Annotated in this window: 25 protein-coding genes; 9 read left to right on the top strand and 16 right to left on the bottom strand. The window is 68.2% G+C overall.

Translation table 11 applies throughout. The features are described from left to right. Positions 1 to 370 precede the first annotated feature (370 nt). Complete coding sequence (locus A6B37_RS13500; protein ID WP_102773313.1) at positions 371 to 1,252, top strand: LysR family transcriptional regulator; 882 nt, start codon at positions 371 to 373, stop codon at positions 1,250 to 1,252. 19 nt (positions 1,253 to 1,271) lie between these two features. Here the strand turns inward: A6B37_RS13500 and lpdA are convergent, their stop codons facing one another. The 10 genes from lpdA to A6B37_RS13450 form a co-directional block, all read right to left on the bottom strand. Next, positions 1,272 to 2,669: a dihydrolipoyl dehydrogenase gene (gene lpdA / locus A6B37_RS13495; protein WP_111826042.1), complete on the bottom strand. Its 1,398-nt coding sequence runs from the start codon at positions 2,667 to 2,669 to the stop codon at positions 1,272 to 1,274. An 8-nt stretch (positions 2,670 to 2,677) separates the two neighbouring features. Continuing rightward, a complete protein-coding gene (locus A6B37_RS13490) occupies positions 2,678 to 3,892 on the bottom strand; it encodes a pyruvate dehydrogenase complex dihydrolipoamide acetyltransferase (RefSeq protein WP_111826041.1) in 1,215 nt (404 codons plus the stop codon). Positions 3,893 to 3,914: 22 nt separating this feature from the next. Further along, positions 3,915 to 4,406, bottom strand: coding sequence for a VOC family protein (locus A6B37_RS13485; protein ID WP_111826040.1), 492 nt, complete (start codon positions 4,404 to 4,406; stop codon positions 3,915 to 3,917). Further along, positions 4,403 to 6,586, bottom strand: a complete 2,184-nt coding sequence (locus A6B37_RS13480; RefSeq protein ID WP_102773316.1) for a dehydrogenase E1 component subunit alpha/beta — start codon at positions 6,584 to 6,586, stop codon at positions 4,403 to 4,405. The genes A6B37_RS13485 and A6B37_RS13480 overlap by 4 nt, the downstream gene beginning before the upstream one ends. A gap of 36 nt (positions 6,587 to 6,622) precedes the next feature. Beyond that, complete coding sequence (locus tag A6B37_RS13475) at positions 6,623 to 7,411, bottom strand: SDR family oxidoreductase (RefSeq protein ID WP_111826338.1); 789 nt, start codon at positions 7,409 to 7,411, stop codon at positions 6,623 to 6,625. A 35-nt stretch (positions 7,412 to 7,446) separates the two neighbouring features. After that, positions 7,447 to 8,166, bottom strand: coding sequence for an ABC transporter ATP-binding protein (locus tag A6B37_RS13470; protein ID WP_111826039.1), 720 nt, complete (start codon positions 8,164 to 8,166; stop codon positions 7,447 to 7,449). Next, entirely contained in the window at positions 8,163 to 8,915 is a 753-nt protein-coding gene (locus A6B37_RS13465) for an ABC transporter ATP-binding protein (RefSeq protein WP_111826038.1), read from the bottom strand. Before A6B37_RS13465 ends, A6B37_RS13470 begins: the two co-directional genes overlap by 4 nt. After that, positions 8,912 to 10,180, bottom strand: a complete 1,269-nt coding sequence (locus A6B37_RS13460) for a branched-chain amino acid ABC transporter permease (protein WP_111826037.1) — start codon at positions 10,178 to 10,180, stop codon at positions 8,912 to 8,914. The genes A6B37_RS13465 and A6B37_RS13460 overlap by 4 nt, the downstream gene beginning before the upstream one ends. Continuing rightward, positions 10,177 to 11,118 carry a branched-chain amino acid ABC transporter permease gene (locus A6B37_RS13455; RefSeq protein WP_111826036.1) on the bottom strand — a complete coding sequence of 314 codons (942 nt, stop codon included), beginning with the start codon at positions 11,116 to 11,118 and terminating at the stop codon, positions 10,177 to 10,179. Before A6B37_RS13455 ends, A6B37_RS13460 begins: the two co-directional genes overlap by 4 nt. A 78-nt stretch (positions 11,119 to 11,196) precedes the next feature. Beyond that, positions 11,197 to 12,432 (bottom strand): branched-chain amino acid ABC transporter substrate-binding protein, encoded by a 1,236-nt coding sequence (locus A6B37_RS13450; protein ID WP_102773321.1) that lies wholly within the window; start codon positions 12,430 to 12,432, stop codon positions 11,197 to 11,199. A 242-nt stretch (positions 12,433 to 12,674) separates the two neighbouring features. On the opposite strand from A6B37_RS13450, the gene A6B37_RS13445 reads away from it, so the two are divergent. Beyond that, a complete protein-coding gene (locus A6B37_RS13445) occupies positions 12,675 to 13,412 on the top strand; it encodes an SDR family NAD(P)-dependent oxidoreductase (RefSeq protein ID WP_102773322.1) in 738 nt (245 codons plus the stop codon). Positions 13,413 to 13,446: 34 nt separating this feature from the next. Further along, complete coding sequence (locus tag A6B37_RS13440; protein ID WP_102773323.1) at positions 13,447 to 14,193, top strand: FadR/GntR family transcriptional regulator; 747 nt, start codon at positions 13,447 to 13,449, stop codon at positions 14,191 to 14,193. A gap of 6 nt (positions 14,194 to 14,199) precedes the next feature. On the opposite strand, the gene A6B37_RS13435 is transcribed toward A6B37_RS13440, so the two are convergent. The 6 genes from A6B37_RS13435 to A6B37_RS13410 form a co-directional block, all read right to left on the bottom strand. Further along, positions 14,200 to 15,537 (bottom strand): Gfo/Idh/MocA family oxidoreductase, encoded by a 1,338-nt coding sequence (locus A6B37_RS13435; protein ID WP_102773324.1) that lies wholly within the window; start codon positions 15,535 to 15,537, stop codon positions 14,200 to 14,202. Between the two features lie 82 nt (positions 15,538 to 15,619). Further along, a complete protein-coding gene (locus A6B37_RS13430; RefSeq protein WP_102773325.1) occupies positions 15,620 to 16,180 on the bottom strand; it encodes a 5'-3'-deoxyribonucleotidase in 561 nt (186 codons plus the stop codon). Between the two features lie 36 nt (positions 16,181 to 16,216). Beyond that, positions 16,217 to 16,747 (bottom strand): RNA 2',3'-cyclic phosphodiesterase, encoded by a 531-nt coding sequence (gene thpR, locus A6B37_RS13425; RefSeq protein WP_111826035.1) that lies wholly within the window; start codon positions 16,745 to 16,747, stop codon positions 16,217 to 16,219. Between the two features lie 30 nt (positions 16,748 to 16,777). Further along, positions 16,778 to 17,491 carry a chemoreceptor glutamine deamidase CheD gene (gene cheD, locus A6B37_RS13420; RefSeq protein ID WP_111826034.1) on the bottom strand — a complete coding sequence of 238 codons (714 nt, stop codon included), beginning with the start codon at positions 17,489 to 17,491 and terminating at the stop codon, positions 16,778 to 16,780. 254 nt (positions 17,492 to 17,745) lie between these two features. Then, positions 17,746 to 18,654, bottom strand: a complete 909-nt coding sequence (locus A6B37_RS13415) for a permease-like cell division protein FtsX (RefSeq protein WP_102773328.1) — start codon at positions 18,652 to 18,654, stop codon at positions 17,746 to 17,748. Continuing rightward, positions 18,651 to 19,337 (bottom strand): ATP-binding cassette domain-containing protein, encoded by a 687-nt coding sequence (locus tag A6B37_RS13410; RefSeq protein ID WP_102773329.1) that lies wholly within the window; start codon positions 19,335 to 19,337, stop codon positions 18,651 to 18,653. Before A6B37_RS13410 ends, A6B37_RS13415 begins: the two co-directional genes overlap by 4 nt. Before the next feature lie 265 nt (positions 19,338 to 19,602). On the opposite strand from A6B37_RS13410, the gene A6B37_RS13405 reads away from it, so the two are divergent. The 6 genes from A6B37_RS13405 (at position 19,603) to A6B37_RS13380 (ending at position 26,878) form a co-directional block, all read left to right on the top strand. Continuing rightward, positions 19,603 to 20,619: an amino acid ABC transporter substrate-binding protein gene (locus A6B37_RS13405; RefSeq protein ID WP_102773330.1), complete on the top strand. Its 1,017-nt coding sequence runs from the start codon at positions 19,603 to 19,605 to the stop codon at positions 20,617 to 20,619. 162 nt (positions 20,620 to 20,781) lie between these two features. Beyond that, complete coding sequence (locus tag A6B37_RS13400; RefSeq protein WP_102773331.1) at positions 20,782 to 21,972, top strand: amino acid ABC transporter permease; 1,191 nt, start codon at positions 20,782 to 20,784, stop codon at positions 21,970 to 21,972. Position 21,973: 1 nt separating this feature from the next. Further along, a complete protein-coding gene (locus A6B37_RS13395) occupies positions 21,974 to 23,074 on the top strand; it encodes an amino acid ABC transporter permease (protein WP_111826033.1) in 1,101 nt (366 codons plus the stop codon). A gap of 60 nt (positions 23,075 to 23,134) precedes the next feature. Then, positions 23,135 to 23,875 (top strand): amino acid ABC transporter ATP-binding protein, encoded by a 741-nt coding sequence (locus A6B37_RS13390; RefSeq protein WP_102773333.1) that lies wholly within the window; start codon positions 23,135 to 23,137, stop codon positions 23,873 to 23,875. A gap of 204 nt (positions 23,876 to 24,079) precedes the next feature. Then, positions 24,080 to 25,696 (top strand): carboxyl transferase domain-containing protein, encoded by a 1,617-nt coding sequence (locus A6B37_RS13385; RefSeq protein WP_111826032.1) that lies wholly within the window; start codon positions 24,080 to 24,082, stop codon positions 25,694 to 25,696. A gap of 12 nt (positions 25,697 to 25,708) precedes the next feature. After that, a complete protein-coding gene (locus tag A6B37_RS13380; protein ID WP_102773335.1) occupies positions 25,709 to 26,878 on the top strand; it encodes an acyl-CoA dehydrogenase family protein in 1,170 nt (389 codons plus the stop codon). Positions 26,879 to 26,887: the final 9 nt, after the last annotated feature.

Here is a 26,887-nt window from a genome sequence, read left to right as displayed (position 1 = left end):
CTGTTGGAGCCGGGTTCAGTGGCGATTCTTGCAATGCCCGCCGAGTTTGGCCGCCCGGGCGGCCAAACTCGGCATACAGGGTTTCCTGCGTCGTGACGGTGTGCGCTGGCGCGCTTGCGTAGGCTCACCGGTTTGGGTGGGGTGGTGATGGATGGCGCGCGGCAGGCGGTATTTTTCTTGGGGACGGTGTCTCGCGCGCGCCATCCATCCGGCGGCGGGGTTAAATTGGCGATTGTTCGATGGCGCGCAGCGCGATCGCCGGACGCAAGATACCGCGTATGCCCGAAGAGGCCGCCGCCGTGCCGGGCGCGTAAGAATTCAACTACAAGCCTCCTTCAATGCCCACTCTCGAAAACCAAGGAGCCATCCTATGTCTCTGAATTCTGATGCTTTGCGGTTGTTTCTGGGCGTGGTGGATGCGGGTTCGCTGAGCGCGGCCGCGGAGGTGCTGGGGCATACGGCTTCGGGGGTCAGCCGCGGGTTGTCGCGGCTGGAAGAGGACCTGGGCGTCATGCTGCTGAACCGGACCACGCGGCGGATGGATCTGACCGAGGAGGGCAAGCATTTTCTTCCCAAGGCGCGGCAGATCGTGGCTTCGCTGGAGGAGGCCGAGGAATGCATGCGCAAGGTGCATCAGCGGCCTGCGGGGCGCTTGCGGGTGGATGCTTCGGTGCCGGTGATGCTGCATTGCGTGGTGCCGCATGTGGGGGATTTCCGGCGGGAATATCCGGGGATTTCGCTGGAGCTGACCAGCAATGACCGCATCGTGGACCTGATGGAGCATCGCACGGATGTGGCGTTGCGCATGGGGCCGTTGACCGATTCCTCGCTGCATGCGCGCACGCTGCGGCCGTCGCCGCGCTGGGTGATGGCCAGTCCGGATTACGTGGCGCGGCGCGGCGCGCCGGAGCGGGTGGAGGATCTGGCGGGGCATGAGGTGCTGGGGTTCACGCAGCCCGAGAGCCTGAACGTGTGGCCCTTGCGGCATGCGGGAGGCAACAGCTTTCTGGCGGTGCCCACGCTGGCGACTTCCAGCGGCGAGACGCAGCGGCAGCTGGCGTTGCGCGGCGTGGGCATCGCCTGTCTGTCGGACTTCGTCGTGCGCGACGACATCAAGGCCGGCAGGCTGCTGCGGTTGATGGAGTCGGAGTACTCCGACTATCTGCAGCCCATGCACGCGGTGTATCACCGCAACACGCAGCTGTCGCGGCGCATCGCGTGCTTTCTGGATTTCATCGCGGCGCGCCTGTGAGGCGCGCCGCCAGGGCCGTTCAGGCGTGCAGGGCGCGGCCGAAGGCCGCGAGCACCGATTCGTGCAGGGTTTCCGACAGGGTCGGGTGCGCGAACACGGCGTGCATCAGGTCTTCCTCGGTGGCCTCCAGCGCGGACGCCACGCCGTAGCCGGTGATCAGCTCGGACGCTTCGGGGTGGATGATGTGCGCGCCCAGCAGTTCGCCGGTGGCGGCGTCGAACACGGTCTTCACCAAACCCTGGTCTTCGCCCATGGCGATGGCCTTGCCGTTGCCGGCGAAGCTGAATCGGCCGACGCGGATGTCGCCGCCGTGCTGTCTGGCGTGTTCGCGGGCGCGCGCTTCGGTCATGCCGACGCTGGCCACCTGCGGGTAGGAATAGGTGCAGGCGGGGATGCGCAGCGCATCGAGGGGATGCGCGGGCTTGCCGGCGATGGCGTCCACGCACAGCACGGCTTCGTGGCTGGCCTTGTGGGCCAGCCACGGCGCGCCGGCCACGTCGCCGATGGCGTAGACGCCCGGCTCGTCGGTGCGGCACAGGGCGTCGGTGACGATGTGGGTTTTTTCCACCTTGACGCGGGTCTGCTCCAGGCCGAGGTTTTCCACGTTGCCCACGATGCCGGCGGCGACGATGACGCGCTCGGCCTCCAGTTCGCTTTGCCTGCCCTGCTGGTCCAGCGCCACCTTCACGCCAGAGGCCGTCGGCGAGGCGCTTTGCACGGCGCATTGCGTCAGCACGCGGATGCCCTGTTTTTCGAAGGCCTTGCGGGCCAGCTGCGAGATTTCGGCGTCTTCCTGCGGCAGGATTTCGGCCGTCATGTCGATCAGCGTGACCTCGGCGCCGACGGCGCGGTAGAAGCTGGCGAATTCCGCGCCGATGGCGCCCGCGCCCACCACCAATAGCGATTTCGGAATCTCGGCCGGCGTCAGGGCCTGGCGGTAGGCCCAGATGCGCTCGCCCAGGGGCAGCGCCGGCAGTTCGCGGGCGCGCGCGCCGGTGGCCAGGATAATGTGCGGGGCCGACAGCATGGCGCCGTTGTCCAGCGCCAGCCTGCCGGCGCCGGCCAGCCTGGCGCTGGCGGCGAACACGGTCACGCCGTTTTTCTTCATCAGGTGGGCCACGCCCTGGCCCAGCCGGTCCGCCACCTTGCGCGAGCGCGCCACCATGGCGGCGAGGTCCGGGCGGGCCTGGCCGGCGTCCGCTACGCCGTAGCGGGCGGCTTCGCGGCAGGCGCGCAGCACGGCGGCGCTGTGCAGCAGGGCCTTGGTGGGGATGCAGCCCCAGTTCAGGCAGATGCCGCCCAGTTCCGAACGCTCCACCAGGGCCACCGACATGCCCAGCTGCGCGCCGCGGATGGCGGCGACGTAGCCGCCGGGGCCGCCGCCCACCACGATGAGATCGAATGCAGTCTTGGTCATGGCGGGGCTCACAGCAGGATGCGCACGGGGTTTTCTAGCAGCTTGCGCAAGGCCGCCAGCCAGCGTGCGCCCACGGCGCCGTCCACCACCCGGTGGTCGGCCGACAGGGTCACGGTCATGACGGAGGCGACGGCCAACGCGCCGTTCTCGTCCACCACCGGGCGGCGCTCGGCCGCGCCCACCGCCAGGATGGCGGCCTGCGGCGGGTTGATGATGGCCGCGAACTGGCCGATGCCGTACATGCCCAGGTTGCTCACCGTCAGCGAGCCGCCGGTGAATTCCTCGGGCTTCAGGCGGTTGACCTTGGCGCGGGCGGCCAGCTCGACGATTTCTCCGGCGATGGCCGACAGCGGCTTCACGTCGGCGTCGCGCACGATGGGCGTGACCAGTCCGCCGTCGGTGGCCACCGCCACCGAGATGTCGGCGCCGGCGTGGTATTCGACGGCATCCTCGTGCCAGCTGGCGTTGACCTCGGGCACTTCGCGCAGGGCCAGCGCGGCGGCGCGCACGATGAAGTCGTTGACCGACAGCTTCACCGCGCCGCCCTGGTTGGCCTGCGCGCGCAGCGCCAGCAGCGCGTCCATGCGGCAATCCACCGTCAGGTAGAAGTGCGGCACGTTCTGCTTGCTTTCGGTCAGGCGGCGGGCGATGGCGCGGCGCATGCCGGTGTGCGGCACGCGGCGCGCGGCGGGGCGGGCGGCCAGCGGCGAGGGCGCGGCGGCGGGGGCGCGCTCGCGCGCCGCCTCCACGTCGCGGCGCACGATGCGCCCGCGCGGGCCGGTGCCGGCCACGCTTTGCAGATCGATCTGCCATTGCGCGGCCAGGCGGCGCGCCAGCGGGCTGGCGAACAGGCGCGCGGCCGGGGCCGGCGTTTCGGCGGCAGGCGCGGGCGCCGGCGCCGCGGTGGGGGCGGGCGCGGCGCTGGGGGTCGCCGCCGCACCGGCTTCGGCCAGGACGCGGTCTATGCCCGATGCGTCCTCGCCCTGCGCCAGCAGCACGCCGATCACGGTATTGACCGGCACCGAGGCAGCGCCGGCCTGCACCACGATGCGGCCGAGCACGCCGGCGTGCTCGGCGTTGATCTCGACGATGGCCTTCTCGGTTTCGATTTCCGCCAGCGCATCGCCCACGGCGACCGTGTCGCCTTCCTGCTTGAGCCACTGGTGCAGCGTGCCGCCCGAGGTGTCGGCCGCGACGGAGGGGAGTTTGATGAGGTGTGCCACGTTGTTCGTCCCGTTGTTCGTTCTATCGTTCGGCGCCGGCCAGATCGGGCCGGTAGGCGGCCGGATCGTCGTACTCCACCAGCTCCAGCACATTGCCTTCGGGATCGCGGAAGAACGCCAGCCAGGTGCCGGGGCGCACTTCCATCGGCGCCGGCGCGCTGTCGAAGGCCACGCCCCTGGCCTGCAGGTCGCGCACCACGCCGGGCAGGTCGCGCACGATGAAGGTCAGGTAGGTCGCGCCCTGGCGGTCCAGGATGGCGCCGCCGCGCGCGGCGGCTTGCGGCGCGGCGGCCGGCTGCAGCAGCTTGATGCGTTCGCCGTAGGAAGTCTGCAGGCGCGCCACCTCGTAGCCGTGCCGCGTCAGGCCGGTGGCCTGGGCCTTGTCGGCCGGCACGCTCACGCGGTTGACGAGCGTCAGCCCCATGATGTCGGTGTAGAAGGCCTGCAGCGCGTCCAGGTCGGCGCAGCAGATGCCGACTTCCATCGGCACGGTCATGCGCAGGGCGGCGCTCATGCTTTTTCTCCCAGGTCGGCCAGCACGTCCTGCAGGCCGGCCACGACTTCCTCGGTGTCGGCGAACGCCGCGCGTTCGAGCACCTTGGAGATGCTGGGCGAGGCCTCGCCGCCGGTCACGCGCTTGACCGGCTGGTCCAGCCAGTCGAAGTAGCGGCGCTGGATCTCGTCGGCCAGCATGGCGCCGTAGGAGGTGCCGCGGGCGCCCTGTTCCACGATCAGCACGTTGTTGGTTTTCCGGATGCTGGCGCCGATGGTGTCCCAGTCCAGGCTGGCGCGGTCCAGGGTGCGCAGGTCGATGACTTCGGCGTCCACGCCGGCGGCTTCGGCGGCCTTGAGCGCGCGGCCGACCATGGACAGATAGCTCAGGATGGTGACCTTGCCGCCGGCGCGGCGCACGCACGCCTTGCCGAACGGAATCGCGTAGTCCAGGTCGTCGGCCGGCACTTCGCCCGACGAGGCGTAGAGGTCCACGTGCTCGATCACCAGCACGGGGTCCTTGGAGGCCAGCGCGGTGTTCATCAGGCCGATGTAGTCGAAGGGCGTGGACGGCGCGACGATGCGCCAGCCCGGCGCGGTGGCGAAGATGCCGGCCGGGTCCATCGAGTGCTGCGAGCCGTAGCCCGTGCCCATCGCGACCTTGGTGCGCAGCACGAAGGGCACGTCGATGTCGCCGCCGAACATATGGCGGGCCTTGCCGATCTGGTTGAAGATCTGGTCGGCCGCGACCCACATGAAGTCCGGGTACATGAATTCCACGACGGGCCGGTAGCGGCCGTCCATGGCCAGGCCGCCGCCCAGGCCGGCGAAGGCGTTTTCAGAAATGGGCGTGCCCAGCACGCGGTCGGGGTACTTGTCCTTCAGGCCGCGCGTGGCGCCGTTGGTGCCGCCCTTCAGGCGGTGCACGTCCTCGCCCAGCACCACCACGCCGCCGTCGGTCTCCATGCGGCGATCCAGCACGTCGGCCACGGCGTCGACGAATTTGCGCTCGACGCGCCGGCCGGCGTGGTCGGCGGCTTCCTGGTAGCGCAGGCCGGCCAGCTCGGAGCCATCGCCGCGCAGGCCCACGTCGCGGAAATCCGGGCTGGGCCAGAGGTCGGCGCGCACGCGGCGCTTGCCGCCCTCGGCGGCTTCGGTCAGGCGGCCGGCCACCGCTTTCATGGTGTCCTTGCAGCGCTGGCGCAGCGCGTCGACCTCGGCCTGCGAAATCAGGCCGCGGCCGATCATCTCGGCGGCGACGCGGTCCAGCGGATCGCGGCCGCGCCATTGCGCTTCCTCGTCCTTGCTGCGATAGCCGAAGGCGCTGCCGGGGAAGGGGCCGTTCTGGTGGAAGTAGCGGTACACGTCCACTTCGACGATGGTGGGGCCGTTGCCGGCGCGCATGTGCGCCACGGCTTCGGACATGGCCAGGTACACCGCCAGCGGGTCCATGCCGTCGACCTGCCACGACGGAATGTTGAAGGCCTGGCCGCGCGCCGACAGCCGCGGCTCGGCGGTGGATTCCTCCACCGTGGTGGAGACGGCGTAGCGGTTGTTCTCGATGAAGAAGCACAGCGGCGTCTTCCAGGCCGCGGTCAGGTTCATGGTTTCCAGCACGGAGCCGATGTTGACCGCGCCATCGCCGAAATACGTCACCGCCACCCGGTCGGTGCCCGCGTGCTTGTGGGCCCAGCCCGCGCCGGCGGCCAGGGGCACGCCGCCGCCGACGATGGCGTTGGTGCCCAGCGCGCCGGCTTCCAGCCAGCGCAGGTGCATGCTGCCGCCGCGTCCGCGGCAATAGCCCTGGGCCAGGCCCATGATCTCGGCCAGCGTCTTCTGCAGCACTTCGTCGATGGCGGGCGTGAGCGGATCGCGCGGGTCCAGGCCTTGCGGCGCGACGTGCTGCAGTGCCTTGGCCAGGAACTGGTGGTGGCCGCGGTGCGAGCCGTTGATCTGGTCGCCGGCGCCCAGCGCCAGCACCGAACCGACCGCGCCGCCTTCCTGGCCCACGGACGAGTGCGCGGGACCGTGCACCAGGCCTTCGGCGGCCAGTTCCAGCACGGCCTCTTCGAAGGCGCGGATCCAGTGCAGCTGGGTCAGCATGGTGCCCAGCAGGGCGGGGTCCGCCTGTTGCCAGTCCTTGGCTTCGACCGTCAGTTGCCGCCAGGGCGCTTGCGAGGCAAGCGGTTGGTAGGTGGCCATGAATGAATCTCCAGAATAGGGGTAGGCGTCTTGCGGTTAGAGGTAGCAGTAGCGGCTCCAGCCGCCGTCGGCCACCAGGGTGTGTCCGGTGATGTAGGCGGCCTGGCGCGAGGCCAGGAACACCGCCAGGTCGGCCATCTCGGCCGGCTGCGCCAGGCGCCGCAGCGGCGTGCGCTGCCTGAGGCGCTCGGGGTCCAGGCGGCCGCGCGCGGCCAGGTCGCGCACCAGGTCCGTTTCCACGTAGCCCGGCGCCAGCGCGTTCACGCGCACGCCGGACGGTCCCCATTCCACGGCCAGGGTCTCGGTCAGCAGCACCACCGCGCCCTTGGTGGCGCAATAGGCCGCGCGGTCGGGCGCGGCCACCACGCCGTACATGGAGGCCAGGTTGACGATGGAACCCGAGCCGGCGGGCACCATGCGCCGCCCGGCGGCCTGGGCACACAGGAACACGCCGGTCAGGTTGATGTCCACGGCGCGGCGCCATTCGTCCACGCTGACTTCCAGCGTGGGCTTGTTGGCCGACACGCCGGCGTTGTTGACCAGCACGTCGATGCGGCCGTAGGCCGCTTCGACCTGCGCGAAAGCGCGTTCGACGGCGTCGGCGTCGGTGACCGAGGCCTGGCAGGCCAGCGCCTGGGCGCCCTGCGCCGAAAGGCCGGCGACGGCCTCGTCCAGCGCGGCGGCGTCCATGTCCAGCAGCGCGAGGCGCGCGCCCTGGCGGGCGAAGGCCTGCGCCGTGGCCAGGCCGATGCCCCGGGCGCCGCCGGTGATCACCACGGCCTGGCCGCGCAGTTCGGGATGGAGGGTGTCGTTGGGATAGTCCACGATAGATGCCTGATAGAAAGAGGGGGCGCCGGCGCTCACACCGCCAGCCATTCCTGGACCACGTCCTGGCGCTCATGCAGCTGCGCGGGCGGTCCTTCGAAAACGATGCGGCCGTGGCCCATCACGCTGACGCGGGTGGAGACCTTGAGGGCGATGGTCAGCTTCTGCTCCACCAGCAGCACGGACACGCCGCGCTTGTGGATGTCGCGGATCACGTCGGCGATCACCTCCACGATCTTCGGCGCCAGCCCTTCGGTGGGCTCGTCGATCAGCATGACCTTGGGGTTGCCCAGCAGCGAGCGGCACATGGTCAGCATCTGCTGCTCGCCGCCCGACAGGTTGCCGGCGCGGGTGGAGCGGCGCTCCTTCAGGCGCGGGAAGTAATCGAACATCTGGTCCGCCGTCCAGAAGGGCGCGTCGGCGCGCCTGGGCTGTTCGCCCATGCGCAGGTTCTCGTCCACCGTCAGGTTGGCGAACACCTCGCGTTCTTCCGGCACGAAGCCCAGGCCGGCGCGGGCGATCTCGAAGGGCCGCTTGTTGGTGATGTCGCGGCCTTCGATGGCGATGCGCCCGCCGGTCACGTCCACCAGCCCCATGATGCTTTTCATGGTGGTGGAGCGCCCGGCGCCGTTGCGGCCCAGCAGACTCACCACTTCGCCGCGGCCGATGCCCAGGTCGATGCCGTGCAGGATGTGGCTCTTGCCGTAATGCGCATGCACGCCCTGCAGGCTCAGCAAGGGGGATTGCGTCGTCATACCGTCTCCTCTCCGAGATAGGCTTCGCGCACGCGGGCGTCGCCGCGGATCTCGGCCGGGGTGCCGGTGGCCAGGATCTCGCCGTACACCAGCACGCTGATGCGGTCGGCCAGCGAGAACACCACCTGCATGTCGTGCTCCACGATCAGCAGGGTGCAGTCGCGGGTGACTTCCTTGATCAGCTCGACCGTGTAGTCGACTTCATGCTGCGACATGCCCGCCATCGGTTCGTCCAGCAGGATGACCTCGGGACGCGAGGCCAGCGTCATGCCGATCTCCAGCGAGCGCTGCTCCGAATAATTGAGGTCGCCGGCGGCGGTGTCCTGCTTGGCCGCCAGCCGCACCTTCTCCAGCAGGCGGTCCACGTCTTCGTTGACCTTGCGGTTGCGCGCGATCGGGCGCCAGAAGTTGTAGACCAGGCCGTGCATGCGCAGCACCGCGAGCCGCAGGTTTTCGCGCACCGACAGGCGCGGGAACACGTTGGTGATCTGGAACGACCGCGCCAACCCTAGGTGGTTGATGCGCTCGGGAGGCAGGCCGCCGATGGGGCGCGCGCGCAGGCTGATGTCGCCCGAGGTCGGCGCGAACGAGCCCGACATCAGGTGAAACAGCGTGGACTTGCCCGCGCCGTTGGGGCCGATGACGGCATGGCGCTCGCCGGTCCGCACTTTCAGGTTCACGCCGCGGATGATCTGCGCTTCGCCGAAAGACTTGCGCACGTCGGTCAGGGTCAGGATGTCGTGGCTCATTGGGCGGCCTCCAGCACGGGCGGGGCATCGGCGTCGTCGCGCCACAGGGCCAGCGCCCAGCGGCAGGCGGCCAGGCCCGCGGCGAACAGCGCCAGCGGGATCAGCCAGGTGAGCGGCGCCAGCGGCGCCCATTCGTGGCCGAACAGCGCGATGGGCGGCCAGCCGGCCTCGGGGTTCATCTCCAGCAGCGCGCGGTAGTCGCGCGCGAACATGCGCTGCAGCAGCTCCACCGTGAATACGGTGGCGCCGGTCAGCAGCAGGCCGGCGGCGGCCGACACCGCGGCCCGCGGCAGCCAGCTGGCCGCGCCGCGTTCGCGCAGCGAGCGGGCCGCGCGCTGCACCAGTCCCACCAGGCCGTCGGGCACGAACAGCATCACCAGCACGAACAGAATGCCCTGGTACAGCAACCAGGAACGCGTGATGTCGGCCAGCGTCTGCGACAGGAAGGTCAGGATGGCGGCGCCCAGCACCGGGCCCAGGAAGGCGTTGACGCCGCCGATGTAGGCGAACAGCACCGCGTCGGTGGACAGCTTGACCTCGAACAGCACGTAGTTGCCGGCCTCGATGTTCAGGGCCTGCAGGCCGCCGGCGATGCCGGCGAACATGGCCGACAGCGCGAACACCAGGGTCTTGAGCGTGTGCGGGCGGTAGCCCAGGTAGCGCAGGCGGTGGGCGTTTTCGCGCAGGCCCAGCGTCAGCCGGCCCAGCGGCGTGCGGGTCAGGCCGTACAGCGCCGCCAGCGACGCCAGCACCCAGGCCAGCACCAGGAAGTACACCTCGACGTCCGAGCCGAAGGTGAAGCCCCAGGCCGGCATGCGCATGGCGGACAGGCCCGCCTCGCCGCCGAACACGCCTTTCAGGTGCGGCGCCAGCGCGTGCAGCAGCTCGGCCAGCGCCAGCGTGATCATCGAGAAATACACGCCGGCCCGCATGGTGGCGAACCAGCCCGCGACCAGGCCGAACAGCAGGCCGGCCACGCCGCCGGCCAGCGGCATCAGGGGCGTGGGCAACAGCCCCGCGCCGCCCAGCGCGTTCATGGCATGGATGGTGGCGAAGGTGCCCACGCCGAAGTAGGCGGCGTGGCCGAAGGACAGCATGCCGCCCTGGCCGGCCAGCAGATTGAAGGCGCAGGCGAACAGCGCGGCGATCAGCATCTGCACCGCCGCCACCAGCTGGCCGGCGGGCAGCAGCCAGGGCAGCGCGCACAGCGCGGCCACGCAGAGGATCAACAGCAGCAGCCCGGAAGCGCGGCGGGTTTGGCTCATGGCTGTTCTCCCTTGAGGCCCGAGGGCTTGACCAGCAGCACCACCAGCATCAGCAGGAAGGGCAGGGTGGCCGCCAGGCTGGAAATCTTCACGGTCATCAGGCCGCCCACGCGCTCGGCCCATTCGCCGGCGCCGAACAGGCCGAACAGGGTCGCCAGGCTGGCGTCGACGCCGACCGAAAACGAGCTGATCAGGCCGATCAGCAGCGACGCGATCATCGCGCCTTCGAGCGAGCCCAGCCCGCCCACCACGACCACCACGAACACCAGCACGCCGAGTTCCAGCGCCATGTTCGGGTTGGTGGTGTAGAACGCGCCGGCGACCGCGCCGGCCAGGCCGGCCATGGCCGCGCCCACGCCGAACACGCTCATGAACACCAGCGGCACGTTGTGGCCCAGCGCTTCGGCCATGCGCGGACGGTAGATCGCCGAGCGCACCACGATGCCCACGCGGGTGCGCGACAGCAGCAGGTAGATGACGGCGAACATCGCCAGCGACACGCCGCCCATCAGCAGGCGGTAGAACGGATAGTCGGCGTCGAACACGCGGAACGCGGCGAAGTTCAGGAACTGCGGCACGCGGTAGTCGACGGGAAAATCGCCGTAGAACAGCTTGATGAGCTCGGCCACGATGAAGGCCAGGCCGAAGGTCACCAGCAGCTCCTGCGCATGGCCGAACTTGTGGACGCGGCGCAGGAAATAGCGCTCCACGCCCATGCCCAGCACGCCGGCGATGACGGTGGCCAGCACCAGGGCCGCCCAGAAGCCGGTGACCGGCGTCAGGGTATAGGCGGCGTACGCGCCTATCATGTAGAACGAGGCGTGCGCGAAGTTCAGCACGCCCATCATCCCGAAAATCAGTGTCAGGCCTGCCGACACCATGAACAGCAGCAGGCCGTAGATCACGCCGTTCAACAGCGAGACGGTAAAGTATTCCATGTCCGCTCCAGGTTTTCGAACCGGGTCGAGTTGCGCGGGACGGACGCGCGCCGCGTCCGTCTTACGTAAACGCCTGCCTCAGTCCGGCCGCTGCATCTTGCAGGTGGACTGCACCGGCGCGGACACGTCTGCCGCGGCCAGCACCTTGACCGGCTCGAAGCCCATGTCGGTGCCGTCGGCCTTGTACTTGGCGTTCTTGCTCACCTTGGACACCACCATGGGCAGCTGCACCTGGTGGTCTTCGGCGCGCATGGTGTAGGCGCCCAGCGGCGAGGTGTAGGTGACCTTCTCCAATGCCTTGGCCAGCGCCGGCACCGACAGCTTGCCGTCCTGCGGCTGGACCTGCTTGAGCGCTTCGCCCAGGAACTTGATGCCGATGACGGTCTGCGGCTCGGTGTAGCTGGGGTAATGGCCGGTCTTGGCCTTGTAGTCCTCGGCGAACTTCGCGCCTTCCTCGCCCGCGGCCTCGATGTTGTACGGGTGGGCGATGTAATGGCCCAGCGCCACGTCGCCGGCGTTGGCGAGGTTGCCGACCTGGTCCAGGAACACGGTGGCGAAGCGGACCTTCAGGCCGGCGGCCTGCGTGGCCTTCATCAACAGCAGCAGGTCGTTGGACCAGTTGCCGGTGATCACGGTGTCGGGATCGGCCGAGCGGATGCGCGCCACGTAGGGCGCGAAGTCCTGGATCTTGTTGACTTCGTGCAGGGTCTTGCCCACCACCTCATAGCCGTACTGCTTGGCGAAGCGCTCGGTGGCGCCTTCCATGTCCTGGCCCCAGGAGTAGTTCTGGTTGATGGCGTAGACGCGCTTGCCCAGCGTGCCGTCGGCCGACATGACCGAGGTCAGCGCCTTGACGCGCAGGTCGGCGTTGGTGGTGAAGCGGAAGTGATAGAAGTGGCATTTCTGCCCGGTCAGTTCCAGGGCTTCGCCGCCCACGTTCAGGAACACGACTTCCTTGCCCGGATTGCGCAGGTTGTGCTTGCGCACGTCCTCGGTCAGCTGGCCGGAGATGGCCGACGAGGAACCCTGCACCAGGATCTGCACGCCCGCGGCGGCGGCCGCGCGGAAGCGGTCGGAGGCGCCCACCGGGCCGCCCTGGTTGTCGAACTCGACCAGTTCCAGCGGCTGGCCGTTCCAGCCGCCGGCGGCGTTGATGCGGTCCAGCTCGTACTTGACCGCGGCGCGGAACATCAGGCCGGTCGAGGCCTGCGGGCCGGAAAGCGTTTCGATCAGGCCGATCTTGACGGGGGCGGCTTGCGCCGATGCGGCGATGCCGGCCAGGCAAAGCAGGCCGGAAGTGAAAACCAACTTCATGTGTGTCTCCTCCGTGGAATGGGAGCGTGGGCGGTGAGGCCCTGTTCTGCTGACGCGCTTGCCTGAAAGCGGCGCTTGATTTACGCTTTCACGATAGTTGTCAGGCAACTTTAATAAGTTGTCAGATAAATCATAGGGCAAGCAATTTTTCCGTGTCAAGCGGCCGCGCCGGCAGTCAAATCGAAGCGGCGGCCGCCGCCGGCAGGCCTGCTCGCCTCTCGAAAAGCGTTTCAGGAGACACCATGATTTCGTTCGAAGGAAAGGTTGCCGTCATCACCGGGGCGGGCAACGGGATCGGCCTGGCCACGGCCCGGCTGATGGCCGCGCACGGCGCGCGGCTGGTGCTGACCGACATCGACGGCGCGCGGCTGGAGGAAGTCGCCGCGGAGCTGGACCCCAGCGGCCAGCGCGTCTACACGCGGGCGCTGGACGTGTCCGCCGCGGCCGAATGCGAGCGCGCGTTCGAGGCCGCCGCCAAGCATTTCGGCGGGCTGGACCACCTGGTGCATTGCGCCGGCATCTATCCGGAAGGCCTGGTCAAGGACACCAGCGACGAAGCCTGGCGCACCCTGATGCGCGTGAACCTGGACGGCACGTTCTACGTGTGCCGCGCGGCCCAGCGCCACCTGCGCCACGAAGGGTCCATCGTGCTGCTCACCTCGCTGGCGGCCCAGCGCGGCAGCTACGCGCACGCCGCCTACGCCGCGTCCAAGGGCGCGGTGCAGAGCTTCACCCGCAGCCTGGCGCTGGAGCTGGCGCCGCAGATCCGCGTCAATGCGGTGGCGCCCGGCATCATCGCCACCTCCATGACGCACGATCTGATCGGACAGAAAGGCGCACAATTGCTGGAAAGCACGCCGCTGCGCCGTTTCGGCACGGCCGAGGAGATCGCCGGTTCGATCGCGTTCCTGTGCTCGCCGCTGGCCGGCTTCGTCACCGGCGAGGTCATGCAGGTCAACGGCGGCATCCATATCGCGTAAAGTCGAAGCATCCCGACAGTCACCCACCATTCCAATGCAGCCCACCCAAGAACAGGACCCGCCGCGCGCCGCGCCCAAGAGTTCGCTTTCCGCGGCGCTGAGCGACACGCTGGCCGAACAGATACGCCAGGGCGTGCTTGCGCCCGGCGACCGCCTGCCCACGGAAAAGCAGCTGACCGAAACCTATTCGGTCAGCCGCGCCGTGGTGCGCGAGGCGCTGGCGCGCCTGAAGTCCGAAGGCCTGGTCACCTCGCAGCAGGGCAGCGGGGTCTTCGTCGATCCGAATTTCCAGAAGAACGCGTTCCGCATCGCCGCGCCCACGCCCGGCGACAACCAGGACCTGGAGCACATCCTGGAGCTGATGCTGTCCATCGAGGTCACGGCGGCCCGCTACGCGGCGCAGCGCCGCACCGACGCGGACCTGAAGAAGATGCGCCAGGCGCTGGTGGGCATGGAGTACGCCCTGATCAACGACAAGCTGGGCGACGAAGAGGACTACCAGTTCCACCATGCCATCGTGCAGGCCACGCACAATCCGCACCTGGTGGCGCTGAACGACTACCTGGAAGCCAACGTGCGGCGCGTGATCCGCAGCGCGCGCCACAACACGGCGCGCATGTACGCCGAACGCATGGCCGCGGTGCAGAGCGAGCACCAGGCCATCTTCGCCGCCATCGACGGCGGCGATCCGGACGCCGCCGGACGGGCCGCCGAACAGCACCTGCGCAACGCCGCCGACCGCCTGCGGCTGTTCCAGGCCGAACGTCCGGCGCCCGTGTAGCCGCGTTCAGGCGAAGGTCTGCTCCATCTCGCGGCGGAACTGCACGGCCGGCGAGCGCTCGTCGTATTCCACGTCGCTCCAGCGCACCGGCTGCGACTGGCGCACGGGGTTCTTGAGCCTGACCTTGTGCGCCAGGCCCAGCGGCAGATAGCCGTCGGCCACCGAATCGCGCGCCGGCATCAGCCGGCCGTACACGGTGTAGCCGCCTTCGCCGTCCAGGACCTGGCCGGCCGGCAGGTCGCGCTTGGCGGTGGCCACGACGTCGCCGTGCCAGCCGGCCGGCGCGCCGGTGGGCTCGCGCCGCAGGCCCACGCTGGCCACGCTGATGCCCAGCTCCAGCCCGATCAGGTGATAGGGCTTGTACATGGCCGTGAAATTGCCGCTGGGGTCGGTGACCAGGCCGTATTCCTGGAAGCAGCGGCGCACGTAGTCGCTGTCGGCCGCGATGGTGACGTAGACGCCCCAGCGCAGGTCGCGGAACACCGGCCGGCCGTCGCGCTCCAGCGAGGAAATCACTTCCACCTGGCCGCGGTGGTGCAGCATGCCGCCGTTCTCGCGCGGGCGCAGCACGCGCGCCAGGTCGTCCACGCCGCAAGGCGGGAAGTGCAGGCCGGAAGGCGAGGGCAGCAAGCCGGTGGCGTTGGACACCGCGGCCATTTCGATGGCGCTCTTGGTGCCGTCCAGGAAGCTGTTGAACATCTGCGCGTTGAAGTCGCCGGCGGCGACCATCTCGGCGGTGAAGCCGTAGTACGGCCACACGGTGTCGGGGGTGGAGGTATGGAATTCGGGCAGGTACTTGGTGCCCTTGCCCGCGGCCATGACTTCGAAGCCGCTGGCGCGCGCCCAGTCCACCATCTCGCAGATCAGGGCCGGCTGGTCGCCGTAGGCCAGCGAATAGACGATGCCGGCCTCGCGCGCGCGGCGCGCCAGCAGCGGGCCGGCCAGCGCGTCGGCCTCGACGTTGACCATGATGATGTGCTTGCCGTGTTCGCAGCAGGCCAGCACGTGGCTGATGCCCGCGGCCGCCTGCCCGGTGGCGTCGATCACGATGTCGATGTCGGGGCTGGCGATGATGGCCTGGACGTCGTCGCTGAAATAGACCTTGCCGGTCTTGAGCGCGTCGGCGGTGCTGGCGGCGTTGAGCGAGCTGGCCGGCCAGCCCACCCGGGTAAGCGCCGCCCGGGCCCGGTCGGGCGCCAGGTCCGCCACCGCCACCAGCCGGATGCCCGGCGTGCGCGGGGCCTGGCTGAGGAACATGGCGCCAAACTTCCCGGCGCCGATCAATGCGACACGCAAAGGCTTGTTATCGGCTTCTCGCTGCTTGAGCAGGCGGTGCAGATTCATGACGCGAACTCCTCCAGATTGATGTCAACAGGCGGAAACGGCAACACAGAATAGCCTTAAACCGCGCCTGCCGATACGGGAGTCATTCGTCTGCCGTGTACAGCTCTCCGGCCAGCACGTTGCGCCAGTTCCGCCAGGTGATCCGGGGCCGGTCGGCGACCTCCCGGTTGTAGGGCGCGTCGAACAGAATGTGCTTCCAGCGCGGCTTGACCGCGCCCTCGATGGCGGGCTTGTCGTCGATCAGCAGGCTGCCGTGCACCAGCGTCTTGTCCTTGGTCAGGATGAGGCGGTTGGTGGCCTCGCGTCCCAGGTGCTTTTCCACCCACAGGTACTTTTCCGCCACGCAGTTTTCGAACTGCGACAGCGGCGAGGTGCAGATGCGCACGTCCATGCCCAGGGCAAGCAGTTCCTTGACCGCCTCCAGCGCGCCGGGCACCGGCGGCAGGTTGCGGATGAAGCCCGGCGCGGTGTAGATGGCTTCGGCCATGCCGCGCAGCTCGGGCGCGTAGTCCTGGCGGATGTAGAACGATTTGCGGTCCTCGAGCGCCACCGGCGGAATCTGGGGATGGCGTTCGCGCCAGGCGTCGATGAAGGCGTGTTCGAAATCGGCGAGCACGCCGTCTTGGTCCAGCAGGATGATCATGGCGATCCGCGGTGGTTGCAACGTGCCGATTGTGCCTCAATCGGCCTGCGGACGGGATTGCGCCACGATGCGGTAGCGGCTGCCGCCGGTCAGCGATTCGGAGGCGACCAGCACCATGCGGTCATAGCGCCAGTGCAGCGGCGCGGGCGCTTCGGCCGGCGGCTGCGGATGCTCGATATTGCGCAGCAGGGTGACGTGGGGGCGGAACGGGTGCTGCGGCGCGCCCAGGCCGAAGCCGGCCAGCCACTGCCACAGCCCGTCGTGCGCGGCCTGCAGCGCGGGCGGCGTGTCGCCGGGGCCGGCCCACAGGATGCGCTGGCGGGCGAATACACCGTAGCGGTCGAGTTCGATCGCGGCCGGCGCCAGCCGCCGTTCGGGCGTGGCCGCGATCAGCTCGTCGGCCAGCGCGGCGTCCACCGGCCCCAGGAAGGCCAGGGTCAGGTGCAGGGTTTCCGTGCGCATGAGGCGTCCGCCGCAGTGCGGCCGGGCATGCTCGGCCCAGGCGGCGAGGGATCCCGCCAGCGGGGGCGACGGCCATAGCGCGTAGAAGAGACGGACGGTCGACATGCCGTGATTGTAGGGGCGCGACCGCCGGCTTCAACCGCCCGTGGTGTCGCTGCCGCGCCGCCGAGTCAGGCCGGTGTCGAAGCGCTCCACGCCCGGGCGGGCGGGGCGGTCGAAACGTTCCACGCCGGGCCGCGTGAACCGCTCCACCCGGGGCGGGCTTGCGGTCTTGGCCTGCACGCTCTGGGCGGCGGCCTGTTCGCGCCGGGCGATGATTTCCTCGGCGCGCTGGTGGTGCGGCGCCATCTTGCGCACCATCACGCGGCCGTCGCGCGGGAAGTAATTGATGCGGCGCGCATGCACGTCGCCCAGGTCCTGCGCCTTGACCGGGATGCCTTCGGTCTGCAGGTAGGAAAGCACGAACTGGCCGTTGCGTTCGCCGATGTTCATCTGCTGCATGGCCGACAGCACCGCCCCGCCGCCGAACACCTTGGCCTCGAGCCGGTCGCGCGCGGCGCCGGCCTTGAGCAGTTCGTTGATCAGCACTTCCATCGCGAAGGCGCCATAGCGCATGGTGGCCGAGGCGGGCGACTGCATGTCGCCTTCCGGCAACATGAAGTGGTTCATGCCGCCCACGCCGGTCACGGGATCGTGGATGCACGCAGCCACGCACGACCCCAGCACGGTCGAGATCATCAGGTCTTCGTCGGTGACGTAGTACTCGTTGGGCAGTACTTTCACCGCCTGACACTGGAACGCGCTATCGAAATAGTGGCGCGTCGCACGGGCTTCAAGACGGGCGGCCATGGGAGGGGATAGGGAGCAAGGGCAACGAGAGGGACACCAAGACGTTCGGCGGGGAAACGGCGGTTATGTCAAAAAATGTAAAAAAATGACGATTTATTCTTGCACATCCGGGCGTGCGATGGGAGAAATCTCATGTAACGGCGGCGCGCGCGGACGCCGGCCGTGGGGGATGCCTGGCATCCTACACAGGCCGGCGCGGGCCGTTCCCCGGATCACGGGGAGGAAGGGGGGCTAGTCGGAGCCTTTGGGCGCCGTCAGAAGCGGGTGCTGCGGGTGACCGACCAGCGGGCGGACAGGGCGCCCAGGGCGGCTGCGGCGACCACCGCGCCGATCAGCACCGCGGGGCCGGGCAAATGCAGGGCGAATTCCGCGCCGTAGCTGCGGGCCAGCCCGACCAGGGCGTCGTTCAGCGGGGCCAGGGCCACCGCCGCCACGCCGATGGACAGCAGCGCCGCCACCGCGCCCGACAGCGCGCCCAGGTACAGGAAGGGACGGCGCACGAAGGATTCGGTGGCGCCGACCAGCCGCGCCACGCCGATTTCCTCGCGCTGCGACAGCGCCTGCATGCGCACGGTGTTGAACACGGTGGCCAGCACCACCACCGCCACGCAGGCGGCCAGGAACCCCAGGCCGATGCGGGCGAAGCGCAGGATGGCCTCCAGCCGCTGGACCCAGGCGCTGTCGAGCTGCACCAGGTCGACGTGGTTCCATTGCTTCCAGGACGCCGCCAGCTTGTCGGCCCGTCCCGCCAGGTCCTCGCCGTCGGCCAGCGTGACCACCACGGCGTCGGGCAGCGGGTTGCCCGGCAGCACGGCCAGCGCCTGCTGCCAGGCCGGGTTGGCGCGCAGGTCGGCCAGGGCGTCCTCGCGCCCGACCACGCGCACGGCGCGCACCTCATGGGCGTATTCGCCCTGGATGCGCCTGGCCACGTCGGCGGCCGCGCCGGCCGGCGCGTCCACCCGCATGAAAACGGTGACCTCGGGGGTGACGGAGATCTGGCGCGCCACCGGCTGCGCCGACACCAAAATGGCGCTGCCCAACAGCGGCAGAGCCAGGGCCAGCGCCATGACCAGCAGGTTGGCCAGCGACGAGAACGGCTGCTTGACCAGCCGGCGCAGGGTCACCATCAGGGCGTAGCGGTGTTGCCGCAGCCAGGCGTTCATGCCGTCGCTCCCGGTTGGGCGCCGCCCTGGGAGTCGGCGAACTTGCCCGGCTCGATGCGCAGCGTGCGGGTGGCGTAGCGGGCCATGAGTTCCTGGTCGTGCGAGGCGATCAGCGTGGTGACGCCGACCCGGTTGAAATCGCGGAAAACGTTCATGATGCGTTGCGCGGTGTCATGGTCGAGGTTGGCCGTGGGCTCGTCCGCGATCAGGATGGCCGGCCGGTTGACGATGGCCCGCGCGATCGCCAGGCGCTGCTGTTCGCCGCCGGACAGCTCGATCGGATTGAGCTCTTCCTTGCCCGACAGGCCCACCTTGTCCAGCGCGGCGCGGGCGCGCGCGGCGGCCGAATTCCAGGCGTGGCCGGTGACGGCCAGCGGCAGCATCACGTTTTCGAATGCGCTGCGGTCGAACAGCAGGTGCGTGTCCTGCAGGATGACGCCCACCGCGCGCCGCAGGTAGGGCCGGGCGCGCGCGGGCAGCTTGTCCAGGCGCTGGCCGTTGACCTGGATGGAGCCCCGGCTGGCGGGCTCCAGCCCGCCGATCAGCTTGAGCAGCGTGGACTTGCCGGCGCCCGATGGCCCCGACACGAAAACGAACTCTCCCGCGTCCACGCGGAAGTTGATGTCGGCCAGGATATTGCGGCCGCGACCATATGATTTGAATACGTGCTGGAATTCGATCATGGCGGCTGTCAGATGAAGCCGCAATAGTAACTCGGGGACAGTAAGGTGGCCTAAGCCAGGCGGGGGAGCGGATGCGAAAAATTCCTCTGCCGCCCTATGTAGACGTCCCTTTTTACGGCCAGTACAGCGTTTCATTTCATCCCGTGTCCCTATATTTCAAGGGAATTCCCGGATGCGCCGCCCGCGGCGCGGACGCTACCATCCGCCCCATGCGTAGGCCCAAACGGCTGCGCGCGAATTCGCCTTATCCCACACGGAGAACACGATGAAAGTATTGAAACTCGCTGCTGTCGGCGCCGCCCTGTTCGCTGCTTCCGCCGCAGCCAACGCAGGCGCGACCTTCGACAACGTCAAGAAGAAAGGGTTTGTCCAGTGCGGGGTTTCGACCGGCATTCCGGGGTTCTCCATCGCCGACAGCAAGGGCGAATACAAGGGCATCGACGTCGACCTGTGCCGCGCCATCGCCACCACCATGTTCGGCGATTCCACCAAGGTCAAGTTCACGCCCCTGAACACGCAGCAGCGCTTCACCGCGCTGCAGTCGGGCGAAATCGACGTGCTGACCCGCAACACCACCGTCACGCTGACGCGCGACACCACCCTGGGCCTGATCGGCGTGGGCGTGAACTACTACGACTCGCAGGGCGTCATGGTGTCCAAGGAGCTGGGCGTCAAGAGCGCCAAGGAACTCAACGGCGCCACCATCTGCGTGCAGCCCGGCACCACCACCGAACTGAACCTGGCCGACTGGTTCCGCGGCCAGAAGATCGAATTCAAGCCGGTCGTGATCGACAAGTACGACGAAATCATCCGCGCCTTCTCGGCCGGCCGCTGCGACGCCTTCACCACCGACAAGTCGCAGCTGGCCTCGACCCGCACCACGCTGGAAAAGCCCGACAACTTCATCATCCTGCCGGAAGACTTCTCCAAGGAGCCGCTGGGCCCCATGGTGCGCCAGGGCGACGAGCAATGGTTCAACATCGTGCGCTGGTCGCTCAACGCCATGCTGGAAGCCGAGGAATACGGCATCACCAAGGCCAACGTCGATGAAATGACCAAGAGCACCAACCCCAACATCCAGCGCATCCTGGGCGTGACCCCGGGCATGGGCAAGAACCTGGGCGTTGATGACAAGTGGGCCTACAACATCATCAAGCAGGTGGGCAACTACGGCGAAAGCTTCGAAAGCACGCTGGGCAAGAGCAGCGCGATGAAGCTGGACCGCGGTCTGAACGCCTCCTACAAGCAAGGGGGCCTGATGTACGGCTGGCCGGTGCGCTGACGCGCGGCTGCCTGTTAAAACGGAGCCTGGCGCTCCGTTTTGCCTGGGGCCCGTTGACACCGGATGGAGCGTCGCACGGGCCCTGGCCCGCCTAGGGCGGGTGGCAGGAGTGGGTGGCGGGGTCTGGCCCCGCCGCCAGTTGTTCGACTTCTGTAGATGCATATGACGACTCCCGAAAAAAACGCCTCGCTGGCGGCTCCGCCGCGGCGCCTGAACTGGAACGACCCCGGCGTGCGCTCCGTGGTCTATCAGGTGGTGGCGCTGGCCGCGGTCGCCTGGGCCGTGTGGTTCCTGGTTTCAAACACGCTTCACAACCTGTCGGTGCGCAACATCGCCACGGGTTTCGGCTTCCTGGGCCGCGAAGCCGGCTTCGCCATCGGCGAAACCCCCATCAACTACAGCCCCGCCGACACCTATGGCCGCGCCATCCTGGTCGGCCTGCTCAACACGCTGCGCGTGGCCGTCATCGGCATCGTGCTGGCGACCATACTCGGCACCCTGATCGGCATCGGCCGCCTGTCCAAGAACTGGCTGGTCTCCAAGGTCACCTCGGTCTACGTCGAGGTGATGCGCAACATTCCGCTGCTGCTGCAGCTGTTCTTCTGGTACGCGCTCATCACGGAAAACATGCCGGGTCCGCGCCAGGCGCACAGCCCGCTGCCGGGCGTGTTCATCTCCAACCGCGGCCTGAAAGTGCCGGCGCTGGAAGGCAACTCGCTGGACTGGATGCTGGGCGGACTGGGCCTGGCCATCATCGCCATCATCGTGCTGGGCCACTGGGGCAGAAAGCGCCAGGAGGCCACCGGCCACGTGTTTCCGCTGGGCCGCGCCGCCATCGGCCTGCTGATCGGCCTGCCCATCGTCGGCTGGCTGGTCAGCGGCGCGTCGCTGACGCTGGACATGCCGGAGCTCAAGGGCTTTAACTTCTCGGGCGGCCTGACGCTGTCGCCGGAATTCGCTGCGCTGCTGGCCGGCCTGGTGATCTACACCTCGGCCTTCATCGCCGAAGTGGTGCGCTCCGGCATCCAGGCGGTGAGCAACGGCCAGTGGGAAGCCGCGGGTTCGCTGGGGCTGCGCCGCAAGCAGGTGCTGCGCCTGGTGGTGCTGCCGCAGGCGCTGCGCGTCATCATTCCGCCGATGACCAGCCAGTACCTGAACCTGACCAAGAACAGCTCGCTGGCGGTGGCCATCGGCTACCCGGACATCGTGTCGGTGGTCAACACCACGCTGAACCAGACCGGGCAGGCCATCGAGGGCATCCTGATCATCATGGCCGCGTACCTCACGGTCAGCCTGTCGATCTCGATATTCATGAACTGGTACAACAAGCGCATCGCGCTGGTGGAGCGTTGATATGAGCAGCACTACGCATACCCCCAGCGACGCCCTGCCGCCGCCCAGCTCGCACGTGGGCCCCTGGGCCTGGCTCAAGACGCGGCTGTTCTCGTCGCCGCTGAACATCCTCATCACGGTGCTGCTGGCGTGGTTCCTGCTGATGGCGGTGCCGGCGCTGGTCGAGTGGGCCTTCATCAAGGCCGACTTCAACGCCGCCACCGCCCAGGAATGCCGCGCCTCGGGCGGCGCATGCTGGGCCTTCATCATCGAGAAGCACCGGCTGATCCTGTTCGGCACCTATCCGTTCGACGAACAGTGGCGTCCGCTGATCGCGACCATCATCCTGGTGGCGGTGATCGTCTGCAGCGGCATGCGCCGCTTCTGGAACTGGACGCTCGCCGTCATCTGGGTGGTGGGCCTGACGGCCGTGGCCATTCTGATGTGGGGCGGGGTGCTGGGCCTGACCTACGTGGAGAACGCGCGCTGGGGCGGCCTGCCGCTCACGCTGATCCTGTCCACGTTCGGCATCGCCTTCGCGTTTCCCATCGGCGTGCTGCTGGCCCTGGGCCGGCGCTCGAAGATGCCGGCCATCAAGGCGCTGTGCGTCGTGTACATCGAGCTGATCCGCGGCGTGCCGCTGATCAGCCTGCTGTTCATGTCCTCGGTGATGCTGCCGCTGTTCCTGCCGGAAGGCTTTTCCATCGACAAGCTGCTGCGCGCCCAGATCGCCATCATCATGTTCGCCGCCGCCTACATCGCGGAGACCGTGCGCGGCGGCCTGCAGGCGATTCCGAAAGGGCAGTACGAAGGCGCCGACTCGCTGGGCCTGAGCTACTGGCAGCAGATGCGCAAGATCATCCTGCCGCAGGCGCTGAAGATCGTGATCCCCCCGCTGGTCAGCATCTTCATCGCGCTGTTCAAGGATACGTCGCTGGTGGTGATCATCGGCATCTTCGACCTGACGCTGGCGGCCAAGGCGGCCCTGTCGGACGCGGCATGGCGCGGTTTCGGGGTAGAGGCGTACCTGTTCATTTCGCTCATCTACTTCGTATTCTGCTTTTCCATGTCCAAATACAGCCAAGCGCTGGAGAAACGCCTGGCCACCGGCCACGCACGCTAGCAACTTGCCGCGCGTCCGCCGCAGGCGGGCGCGCCCAGCGATATCTACGGGAGTACAGGCATGTCCAATGCCATCATCAGCCTGCAGGACGTGAACAAGTGGTACGGCCAGTTCCACGTGCTGCGCAACATCAACCTGGAAGTGGCGCCAGGAGAACGCATCGTGGTCTGCGGGCCGTCCGGCTCGGGCAAGTCCACCATGATCCGCTGCATCAATCGCCTGGAAGAGCACCAGAAGGGCCACATCATCGTGGACGGCACGGAGCTCACCAACGACCTCAAGCACATCGAGACCATCCGCAAGGACGTCGGCATGGTGTTCCAGCACTTCAACCTGTTCCCGCACCTGACGGTGCTGGAGAACCTGACGCTGGGACCCATGTGGGTGCTGAAAAAGCCGCGCGCCGAGGCCGAGGCCACGGCCATGAAGTACCTGGAGCGCGTGCGCATCCCGGAACAGGCCACCAAGTTCCCCGGCCAGCTCTCGGGCGGCCAGCAGCAGCGCGTGGCGATCGCGCGCTCGCTGTGCATGAACCCCAAGATCATGCTGTTCGACGAGCCCACCTCGGCGCTGGACCCGGAAATGGTCAAGGAAGTGCTGGACGTGATGGTCAGCCTGGCCCAGGAAAGCGGCATGACCATGATCTGCGTGACCCACGAAATGGGCTTCGCGCGCAAGGTCGCCAACCGCGTCATCTTCATGGACCGCGGCGAGATCATCGAGCAGAACAGCCCCGACGAGTTCTTCGACAACCCGCAGAACGAACGGACCAAGCTGTTCCTGAGCCAGATTCTGCACTGATCGTCTTTCCGGACGTCCACCGACCCGCCGCCAGGCGGGTTTTTCTTTGCCTGACCCTTATTCCCCGGCCTGGATCACATAAGCGATTCTTAAGTGTCGGCGGACGAGTTCTTGATTGTGCGCGCCGCGCGTGTAGCCCATCATAGGTTCACGCTGCCGGTCCGCCCGCAGCCTCCCGGAACTCGACATAAGGTGTCTGCAACCATGGCCGATCTGGAATCCCGACTCGACAGGCAGTCCCCCGCCTACCAGCGCAATCGCGAGCAGATGCTGGCGCTGCTGTCGGAACTGGCGCAACTGGAGCAGCGGGCGGTGGAGCGGTCGGCGCAGGCCGCGCCGGCGTTCCGCAAGCGCGGCAAGCTGCTGCCGCGGGAGCGCCTGGCGGCGTTGCTCGACGCCGGCCGCCCGTTCCTGGAACTGATGAAGCTGGCGGGCTATTGCGGCATCGAGAATCCGGACCCCGCCACCAGCGTGCCGGGCGCCGCCATCATCGCCGGCGTGGGCGAGGTCTGCGGCGTGCGGTGCATGATCGTGGTCAACGACTCCGGCATCAGCGCCGGCGCCATGCAGGCCATGACGGCCCAGAAGGTGATGCGCTGCCAGGAGATCGCGCTGGCCAACCGGCTGCCCTTCATCCAGCTGGTCGAGAGCGCCGGCGGCAACCTGAAGAAGTACCGGGCCGAGCGCTTCGTTCACGGCGGCGGCATGTTCTACAACCTGGCGAAGCTGTCGGCCGCCGGGATTCCGGTGATCTCGCTGGTGCACGGTTCTTCGACCGCGGGCGGCGCCTATCTGCCCGGCCTGTCCGACTACGTCGTCATGGTGCGCAACCAGGCCCATGCCTTCCTGGCCGGCCCGGCCTTGCTGCAGGCCGCGACCGGAGAGGTCGCCACGGAGGAAGAGCTGGGCGGGGCGGCGATGCATGCGTCGGTGTCGGGCCTGGCCGATTATGTGGCCGAGAACGACCGCGAGGCCATACTGCAGGTGCGGGACATCGTGCGCGCCTTCGGTTGGGCGGAAACGGAGCAGGACCGCCCCGAGGTTCCGCCCCGGCACGACGTCCAGGACCTGCTGGGCATCATGCCGGCCGACTACCGGGTGCCGGTGGAGATGCGCGAAGTGATCGCGCGCCTGACAGACGGCTCGGACTTCCACGAGTTCAAGCGCGACTACGGGCCGGCCACGGTGTGCGGCTATGGCGTGCTGCACGGCACGCCCATCGGGCTGCTGACCAACAACGGTCCGCTCGATACGGCCGGTTCGGCCAAGGCCGCGCAGTTCATACAACTGTGCTCGCAGCTGGGCAGGCCCATCGTGTTCCTGCAGAACATCACGGGGTTCGTGGTGGGGCGCGCGCACGAAGAGGCGGGCATGATCAAGCACGGCGCCAAGCTCATCCAGGCGCTGTCCAACGCCGGCGTGCCCCGTCTGACCGTGCTCTGCGGCGCCTCGTTCGGCGCCGGCAACTATGGCATGTGCGGGCGCGCATTCAAGCCGGACTTCCTGTTTTCGTGGCCGAACGCGCGCACCGCCGTCATGGGCGGCGAGCAGGCGGCCATGACCATGCGGCGGGTGGCCGAGAACAGCGCCAGGCGCGCCGGCGCCGAGCCGGACCTTGCCGCGCTGGAAGCGGAAAGCCGGGAAATCGTGCAGACCTTCGATTTGCAGTCCAGCGCCGTGCACACCAGCAGCCTGCTGCTGGACGACGGCGTGATCGACCCGCGCGCCACCCGGGACGTACTGGGAGTGGCGCTGGCCGCATGCACGCGGTCGGCAAAACGCGACGTTCATCCGATCCAGTTCGGCGTCGCCAGATTCTAACGAGGAGATTCCATGTTTACCCACGAGCACATCGCGTTGCAGGACGGCGTACGCCAGTTGATCGACAAAGAGATCAATCCCTATCTGGACCAGTGGGAAGAAGCGGAGATTTTTCCTGCCCATGAAGTGTTCAAGAAGCTGGGCAAGGCGGGATACCTGGGCGTGAACAAGCCCGTCGAATTCGGCGGGATGGGGCTGGACTACTCCTATGAGATCGCGTTCTGCGAGGCGATAGGCTCGGTGCGCGCCGGCGGCGTCGGCATGGCGATCGCCGTGCAGACCGACATGGCCACGCCCGCGCTTGCGCGCTTCGGCAACGACGCGGTGCGCGAGCAGTTCCTGCAGCCGTCCATCGCGGGAGACTACGTGGCCTGCCTGGGCGTGTCCGAAACCGGGGCGGGCTCGGACGTCGCGTCGCTGAAGACCACCGCGCGCAAGGACGGCGACGACTACGTCATCAGCGGCTCCAAGATGTGGATAACCAACGCCACGCAGGCGGACTGGATGTGCCTGCTCGCCAATACCAGCGACGACAAGCCGCACCGGAACAAATCGCTGATCTGCCTGCCGCTCAAGCAGGACAACGGCAAGCCCGTGCCCGGCGTCACCATGAACAAGATCAAAAAGGTGGGCATGTGGTCCTCGGACACCGCGCAGGTGTTCTTCGATGAAGTGCGCGTGCCGCAGCGCTACCGCATCGGCGAAGAGGGCATGGGCTTCACCTACCAGATGCGCCAGTTCCAGGAAGAGCGCCTGAGCGGCGCGACGCGGCGCGTGACCGCCCTGACCGACGTGATCAACGACACGATCGACTACACGCGCCAGCGCCAGGTCTTCGGCAAGCCGCTGCTGGACAACCAGGCCGTGCATTTCCGGCTGGCGGAGCTGAAGACCGAGGTCGAAATGCTGCGTGCCATGGTTTACCGCGCGGCGCGCGTGCACATGGAAGGCGGCGACATGACGGAGCTGGCGTCGATGGCCAAGCTCAAGGCGGGCCGCCTGTGCCGCGAGGTCACGGACTCCTGCCTGCAGTACTGGGGCGGCATGGGCTTCACCTGGGAGAACGCGGTCTCGCGCGCCTGGCGCGACCTGCGCCTGATCTCCATTGGCGGCGGCGCCGACGAGATCATGCTCACCATCATTTGCAAGCACATGGGCATCCTGCCCGCGCGCGCGGCCTGAGGCCGCAGG

It is taken from the genome of Achromobacter sp. HZ01 (assembly GCF_003267925.1).
GTDB lineage: Bacteria > Pseudomonadota > Gammaproteobacteria > Burkholderiales > Burkholderiaceae_B > Achromobacter > Achromobacter pulmonis_A.
This window is presented reverse-complemented; position numbering and strand designations above follow the sequence as displayed.

Coding starts and splice junctions, on each gene's coding strand:
- A6B37_RS13500 (WP_102773313.1), top strand. CDS start 371: ATGTCTCTGAATTCTGATGCTTTGCGGTTGTTTCTGGGCGTGGTGGAT.
- lpdA (WP_111826042.1), bottom strand. CDS start 2,669: ATGACCAAGACTGCATTCGATCTCATCGTGGTGGGCGGCGGCCCCGGC.
- A6B37_RS13485 (WP_111826040.1), bottom strand. CDS start 4,406: ATGAGCGCCGCCCTGCGCATGACCGTGCCGATGGAAGTCGGCATCTGC.
- A6B37_RS13480 (WP_102773316.1), bottom strand. CDS start 6,586: ATGGCCACCTACCAACCGCTTGCCTCGCAAGCGCCCTGGCGGCAACTG.
- A6B37_RS13470 (WP_111826039.1), bottom strand. CDS start 8,166: ATGACGACGCAATCCCCCTTGCTGAGCCTGCAGGGCGTGCATGCGCAT.
- A6B37_RS13465 (WP_111826038.1), bottom strand. CDS start 8,915: ATGAGCCACGACATCCTGACCCTGACCGACGTGCGCAAGTCTTTCGGC.
- A6B37_RS13460 (WP_111826037.1), bottom strand. CDS start 10,180: ATGAGCCAAACCCGCCGCGCTTCCGGGCTGCTGCTGTTGATCCTCTGC.
- A6B37_RS13455 (WP_111826036.1), bottom strand. CDS start 11,118: ATGGAATACTTTACCGTCTCGCTGTTGAACGGCGTGATCTACGGCCTG.
- A6B37_RS13450 (WP_102773321.1), bottom strand. CDS start 12,432: ATGAAGTTGGTTTTCACTTCCGGCCTGCTTTGCCTGGCCGGCATCGCC.
- A6B37_RS13445 (WP_102773322.1), top strand. CDS start 12,675: ATGATTTCGTTCGAAGGAAAGGTTGCCGTCATCACCGGGGCGGGCAAC.
- A6B37_RS13440 (WP_102773323.1), top strand. CDS start 13,447: ATGCAGCCCACCCAAGAACAGGACCCGCCGCGCGCCGCGCCCAAGAGT.
- A6B37_RS13435 (WP_102773324.1), bottom strand. CDS start 15,537: ATGAATCTGCACCGCCTGCTCAAGCAGCGAGAAGCCGATAACAAGCCT.
- A6B37_RS13430 (WP_102773325.1), bottom strand. CDS start 16,180: ATGATCATCCTGCTGGACCAAGACGGCGTGCTCGCCGATTTCGAACAC.
- thpR (WP_111826035.1), bottom strand. CDS start 16,747: ATGTCGACCGTCCGTCTCTTCTACGCGCTATGGCCGTCGCCCCCGCTG.
- cheD (WP_111826034.1), bottom strand. CDS start 17,491: ATGGCCGCCCGTCTTGAAGCCCGTGCGACGCGCCACTATTTCGATAGC.
- A6B37_RS13415 (WP_102773328.1), bottom strand. CDS start 18,654: ATGAACGCCTGGCTGCGGCAACACCGCTACGCCCTGATGGTGACCCTG.
- A6B37_RS13410 (WP_102773329.1), bottom strand. CDS start 19,337: ATGATCGAATTCCAGCACGTATTCAAATCATATGGTCGCGGCCGCAAT.
- A6B37_RS13405 (WP_102773330.1), top strand. CDS start 19,603: ATGAAAGTATTGAAACTCGCTGCTGTCGGCGCCGCCCTGTTCGCTGCT.
- A6B37_RS13400 (WP_102773331.1), top strand. CDS start 20,782: ATGACGACTCCCGAAAAAAACGCCTCGCTGGCGGCTCCGCCGCGGCGC.
- A6B37_RS13395 (WP_111826033.1), top strand. CDS start 21,974: ATGAGCAGCACTACGCATACCCCCAGCGACGCCCTGCCGCCGCCCAGC.
- A6B37_RS13390 (WP_102773333.1), top strand. CDS start 23,135: ATGTCCAATGCCATCATCAGCCTGCAGGACGTGAACAAGTGGTACGGC.
- A6B37_RS13385 (WP_111826032.1), top strand. CDS start 24,080: ATGGCCGATCTGGAATCCCGACTCGACAGGCAGTCCCCCGCCTACCAG.
- A6B37_RS13380 (WP_102773335.1), top strand. CDS start 25,709: ATGTTTACCCACGAGCACATCGCGTTGCAGGACGGCGTACGCCAGTTG.